We start from the raw sequence: 5,249 nt of genomic DNA, 5'->3' as shown, positions 1-5,249 counted from the left end.
CCCCTCCCAGCCGGTGTAGTTTCGTGGAGGGCCCCCTCCACCACTCGCTTCGCGAGCGGTCCCCCTCCCCGTTCCGGGGAGGAATTGATTCACCCCAGTTTCTCCATCACCGCGTCGGAGACTTCGTAATTGCCCCATACGGTCTGGACGTCGTCATCGTCGTCAAGCGCGTCGATCAGCTTGAACAACGTCGCGGCGTCGCCCTCACCGACCTCGACCATGGTCTGGGGGCGCCAGGCGAGCTTGGCGCTCTCGGCTTCGCCCAGCACCGGCTCGAGCGCCTTGGCGACTTCGTGCAGCGATTCATTGGAGGTCCAGATTTCGTGGCCGTCCTCGGACGAAGTCACGTCCTCCGCGCCGGCTTCGAGGGCGGCCTCAAACACCTTATCAGCGTCGGCCGCCGTTATCGGATAGGTGATCAGGCCCATGCGGTCGAAGGCATGGCTGACCGAGCCCGACGCGCCGAGATTGCCGCCATTCTTGCTGACCGCGGTGCGCACATTGGTCGCGGTGCGGTTGCGATTGTCGGTCAGCGCCTCGATGATCAGCGACACGCCGCCCGGGCCGAAACCCTCGTAGCGGATTTCCTCGTAATTCTCGGCATCCCCGCGGCTCGCCTTGTCTATCGAGCGCTGGATATTGTCCTTGGGCATCGACTGCGCCTTGGCCGCGTTGACCGCGGCGCGCAGGCGCGGGTTCATGTCGGGGTCGGGAAGCCCCATTTTCGCGGCGACGGTGATTTCGCGGCTGAGCTTGGAGAACATGCCCGAGCGCTTCTTATCCTGCGCGCCCTTGCGATGCATGATGTTCTTGAACTTGGAATGGCCTGCCATTGGGTCCTCATGGATGTTGGGCGGGTCTCTAGATCAGGCGGCGCGAGGGGTCAAAGCTCGGATAAATTGGATCGCACAAAGACGCGAAGGCGCGAAGAGGCATCGCATATGCAATCGGGAGACCCTCAAGGCCAAGAAGGGCTCCGACGGAGCACACACTCCTACTTCTTTGTGCGAGCAATCCTTACAACGCCTCCCCACAGGCAACGGCCGAAGCCCAGGCCCATTGGAAATTGTAGCCGCCGAGCCATCCGGTGACGTCGACCGCCTCGCCGATGAAATGGAGGCCGGGGATTGTCCTTGCCTCCATCGTCTTTTGCGAGAGGCCATCGGTCGCGACGCCGCCGATCGTCACTTCGGCCTTGGCGAATCCCTCGGTGCCGTTGGGGTGGAAGGTCCAGCCGGCGAGTTGCACCTCCGCCGCTGCCAGGGCTTTGTCGGGCAGATCGGCGAGGTTGCCGGAAAGCGCCAGCCGCTCTGCCAGCGTCTCCGCAAGGCGGTCGGGCAATGCCTGCCCCAGAGCCGATCGCAGCGTCGCTCGCGGCCGCGCGCGCTTTTCGGCGAGCAGCCAGCCGGCGTCGCGATCGGGGAGGAAGTCGATCGCCACCGCCTCGCCGCTTCGCCAGTAGGACGAGACTTGCAGGATCGCCGGTCCCGACAGCCCGCGATGCGTGAACAAGGCTGCCTCGCGGAATCGCCCCTGCCCCGCGCTCGCGACAACCTCGGTCGCGACCCCCGACAGGTCACGGAACAGCACATCGTCGCCGCCGAGCGTGAGCGGCACCAACGCCGGGCGCGGCTCGACCACTTTCAGGCCGAATCGCCGGGCGACGTCATAAGCGAAGCCGGTCGCGCCCATCTTGGGGATCGACGGGCCGCCCGTAGCGATCACCAGCTTGGGCGCCGACACCGTGCGGCGACCGAGCGTCAAGCTGAACCGGCCGTCGGCATGCGCGATCTCACCCGCACCATGGCCCAGGCTCAGCTCGATGCCGCCCTGCGCGCATTGGTCGAGCAGCATCGCGACGATCTGTTTGGCCGAACCATCGCAGAACAATTGGCCCAACGTCTTCTCGTGCCAGGCGATGCCGTAGCGGTCGACCAGCTCGATGAAGTCGGCCGGCGTATAGCGCGCCAGCGCCGAGCGCGCGAAATGCGGATTGGCCGATAGGTAATTGTCCGGACCGGCACGGACATTGGTGAAGTTGCACCGCCCGCCGCCCGAGATCAGGATCTTCTTGCCCGGTGCGTCGGCGTGATCGGCGAGCAACACGCGCCGCCCGTTTCGCCCCGCCACCGCGGCCGCCATCATCCCTGCGGCACCGGCACCGAGGATGATGGCGTGATGGGTTGGCGATGAGCTCACCCCTTCACGCCTCCCCGGCGAAGGCCGGGGACCAGTTGCGAAGGGTTAAGTGAGGAAAGGATTGCGCTAGCCAATCAAGCAACCCGACACTGGGCCCCGGCCTTCGCCGGGGAAGCGTATTCTGCGCAGCGTCGGCAGCCAATCGCCCCAATCAGAGCATGCCCAACGCGTGAAGATAGGTTTCGAGGATCGCCTCTTCCTCCTGATATTCCTCGCGCTTTTTCTTGCGGATTGCCAGGATCTTGCGGATCGCCTTGACGTCGTAGCCGCGGCTCTTCGCCTCGGCCATCACGTCCTTGATGTCGTCGGCGATACCCTTCTTCTCTTCTTCCAGGCGCTCGGCACGCTCGATCAGCAGCCGCAGCTCGTCCGCCGCGACGCGACCGCCGCCCATGCCTTCACCCCGTTCTTCGTCAGCCATAAGTCCTCACTTTGAGGCGCAGCTCCCCGCCCGCCTGTTTCGAAATGGATTGCGATATCGCATTGGCGCGGCCAGCGCGCTTGGCCGCCGTCTAAGCGGTCGATGCCGCGCCCTCAACCGCTATTCGACCGATCGTTAGCGATTGGGCTCCGTCATCGAAGGTGGGTCGCTCGCCGGGAAGCTCTCGTCGAGAGCCTCGTCCAACGCCTCCTCCAGCGCTTCGTTCTTCGCCATGCTCTCGTCCATCCGCCGCAATTGCTCGGTCGTCGCCTCGGGCTGGCGCGCCTTCCAGCTATCATAGGGCTCGCCATAGACGATCTCGCGCGCCTCGGCTTTCGACAGGCCGGCGGCTTCGCCGACCCAATCCGACAGGCAGTTGCGGCAGAAGCCGGCCAGCCCCATCAGGTCGATATTCTGTGCGTCCTCGCGATGCCTCAACAGGCGCACCAGTCGACGAAAGGCTGTTGCAGCCGATGCGTCGTCGAGTTGGTCGAGCTTATCCATTATACGCTCCAAGGTTGATCCGTCGGAGATAGGCACTAGGGCATGCGCTCGACAAGCAGAGGAACCTCCCCAGGATGACCAAGGCCATCGCTCCTCGCTCGCGCAAGGTTCGCGTTCTCGCGACATTGGGCCCGGCGAGCAACACGCCCGAAATGATCGCCAAGCTGTTCGAAGCCGGCGCCGACGCGTTTCGCGTCAACATGAGCCATGGCGACCAGGCGTCGAAGGTCGGCGTGATCGAGGCGATCCGCGGGCTGGAAAAGAAATATGGCCGGCCGACCACCATCCTGGCCGACCTCCAAGGGCCCAAGTTGCGCGTCGGCAAGTTCGCCGAAGGACGCGTCGAGCTCAAGACCGATTCGATGTTCGTGCTCGACCGCGACAAGACGCCGGGCGACGCGCGCCGGGTCGAATTGCCGCACAAGGAAATCTTCGATGCGATGGAAGCCGGCGCGCGCCTGCTGCTCGACGACGGCAAATTGGTGCTCCGGGTGATCGAGCATGACGACAAGCGGATCGTCACCAATGTCGAGGTCGGCGGGCCGCTCAGCAACAATAAGGGGCTGAACGTCCCCGACGTGGTCGTCCCGATGGCGGCGCTGACCGCAAAGGACCGCAGCGATCTGGCCTTTGCGGTCGAGCAGAATGTCGACTGGATCGCGCTCAGCTTCGTGCAGCGGCCCGAGGATCTGATGGAGGCGCGCAAGCTGATCGGCGGCAAGGCGGCGTTGCTTGCCAAGATCGAAAAGCCCGCGGCGATCGAGCGGCTCGAGGAGATCATCGAGGCGTGCGACGGCGTGATGGTCGCGCGCGGCGACCTCGGCGTCGAATTGCCGCCGCAGACCGTCCCGCCGCTGCAGAAGCGGATCGTCGAGAGCGCGCGCCGCCAGGGCAAGCCGGTGGTGGTCGCGACACAGATGCTCGAGTCGATGATCGAATCGCCGTCGCCGACCCGTGCCGAAGTCTCCGACGTCGCCACCGCGATCTATGACGGCGCGGACGCGATCATGCTGTCGGCCGAATCGGCGGCCGGCAAATGGCCGATCGAATCGGTGGCGATGATGAACGCGATCGGCGAGGCGGTCGAAAGCGATCCGGCGCATGGCGACCGCATCCACTTCACCGTGATCCGCTCGGATCCCACAACCGCCGACGCGCTGTCCGAATCGGCCAAGAACATCGCGCGGACGATCGATGCCAAGGTGATCGTCTGCTTCACCAGTTCGGGATCGACCGCACGGCGCATCGCGCGCGAGCGCCCCGGCGTGCCGGTCATGGTGCTGACGCCGAAGATGGAGACGGCGCGGCGGTCGGGCCTGTTGTGGGGTGCGTATGCGGTCCACACGCGCGACGTCGACTCGTTCGAGGAAATGGTCGCCAAGGCCAAGCGTATGGTGCTGCGCCATCATCTGGCCGAAGCAGGCGACCGCGTGATCGTGATGGCCGGCGTGCCGTTCAAGACGCCGGGATCGACCAACGTGCTCCACGTCGTGCGGATCATCGGCGACGAGTTGAAGGGGTATAGTTGAAGCCTGGCGGCAGGATCGGCTGAGCTAGCCGGACCGCGAGAGGCTCGATCACGATCCGCTTCCTAACCGTCGTCACCCCGGCCTTGTGCCGGGGTCTGCCGTGCAACCACGGAAGCCATAGCCGGTGGCGCGGCGGATCCCGGGACAAGCCCGGGATGACGAATTAGAGCTTACGTCAAGATCGTTGGATCGGCACTTTACATCGCGGTTGTCGAGCGAGCAGGCATGGCAAGTCACGCACAAACGCGAAGAGCGCCCGATCTCGTCGATCAGGCGCCCGTCAGGAACTCGAGGTTCCGGTCGTCAACCTGCCTACGCCGGTAACGGCGGCGGCAGAGCGTCCGCAGCTTAGCCCTGGCGGGCTTTGAAGCGACGGTTGGTCTTGTTGATGACGTAGGTGCGGCCACGGCGGCGGATCACGCGATTGTCGCGATGCCGGTCCTTGAGCGACTTCAGTGAATTGCGGATCTTCATGATCGATTCGCTTCTTTAAATTGCTGTGAAACTGGAAGCCGCGCCGCCTATAGTGGGGGTTGCCCGAAGTCAACCCACGGGCAGGGAAAACCGGCTACGTCTTAGAGTCGTTGTCAGCTTTC

General features: G+C 64.7%; 6 protein-coding genes. 1 reads left to right on the top strand and 5 read right to left on the bottom strand.

Annotated elements, in window-relative coordinates; all coding sequences use genetic code 11:
- Positions 1-89: 89 nt before the first annotated feature.
- From SPR01S_RS20395 to SPR01S_RS20380, 4 genes are all read right to left on the bottom strand, one after another.
- Positions 90-833, bottom strand: a complete 744-nt coding sequence (locus tag SPR01S_RS20395; protein WP_066593509.1) for a YebC/PmpR family DNA-binding transcriptional regulator — start codon at positions 831-833, stop codon at positions 90-92.
- Between the two features lie 184 nt (positions 834-1,017).
- Positions 1,018-2,145 (bottom strand): BaiN/RdsA family NAD(P)/FAD-dependent oxidoreductase, encoded by a 1,128-nt coding sequence (locus tag SPR01S_RS20390; protein ID WP_084251332.1) that lies wholly within the window; start codon positions 2,143-2,145, stop codon positions 1,018-1,020.
- A gap of 205 nt (positions 2,146-2,350) precedes the next feature.
- A complete protein-coding gene (locus SPR01S_RS20385) occupies positions 2,351-2,593 on the bottom strand; it encodes a DUF2312 domain-containing protein (RefSeq protein ID WP_218016277.1) in 243 nt (80 codons plus the stop codon).
- Positions 2,594-2,755: 162 nt separating this feature from the next.
- Positions 2,756-3,124 carry a DUF1244 domain-containing protein gene (locus SPR01S_RS20380; protein ID WP_066593501.1) on the bottom strand — a complete coding sequence of 123 codons (369 nt, stop codon included), beginning with the start codon at positions 3,122-3,124 and terminating at the stop codon, positions 2,756-2,758.
- A 74-nt stretch (positions 3,125-3,198) separates the two neighbouring features.
- On the opposite strand from SPR01S_RS20380, the gene pyk reads away from it, so the two are divergent.
- Complete coding sequence (gene pyk, locus SPR01S_RS20375; protein WP_066593499.1) at positions 3,199-4,653, top strand: pyruvate kinase; 1,455 nt, start codon at positions 3,199-3,201, stop codon at positions 4,651-4,653.
- A 348-nt stretch (positions 4,654-5,001) separates the two neighbouring features.
- On the opposite strand, the gene ykgO is transcribed toward pyk, so the two are convergent.
- Positions 5,002-5,127, bottom strand: coding sequence for a type B 50S ribosomal protein L36 (ykgO, locus tag SPR01S_RS20370; protein WP_003046794.1), 126 nt, complete (start codon positions 5,125-5,127; stop codon positions 5,002-5,004).
- Between the last annotated feature and the right edge of the window lie 122 nt (positions 5,128-5,249).

The organism is Sphingomonas pruni NBRC 15498, assembly GCF_001598455.1.
Taxonomy (GTDB): Bacteria; Pseudomonadota; Alphaproteobacteria; order Sphingomonadales; family Sphingomonadaceae; genus Sphingomonas; species Sphingomonas pruni.
The sequence above is the reverse complement of the archived record's forward strand: the minus strand, read 5'-3'. Positions and strand labels throughout refer to the sequence as shown.

Coding starts and splice junctions, on each gene's coding strand:
- SPR01S_RS20390 (WP_084251332.1), bottom strand. CDS start 2,145: ATGATGGCGGCCGCGGTGGCGGGGCGAAACGGGCGGCGCGTGTTGCTC.
- pyk (WP_066593499.1), top strand. CDS start 3,199: ATGACCAAGGCCATCGCTCCTCGCTCGCGCAAGGTTCGCGTTCTCGCG.
- SPR01S_RS20395 (WP_066593509.1), bottom strand. CDS start 833: ATGGCAGGCCATTCCAAGTTCAAGAACATCATGCATCGCAAGGGCGCG.
- SPR01S_RS20385 (WP_218016277.1), bottom strand. CDS start 2,593: ATGGGCGGCGGTCGCGTCGCGGCGGACGAGCTGCGGCTGCTGATCGAG.
- SPR01S_RS20380 (WP_066593501.1), bottom strand. CDS start 3,124: ATGGATAAGCTCGACCAACTCGACGACGCATCGGCTGCAACAGCCTTT.
- ykgO (WP_003046794.1), bottom strand. CDS start 5,127: ATGAAGATCCGCAATTCACTGAAGTCGCTCAAGGACCGGCATCGCGAC.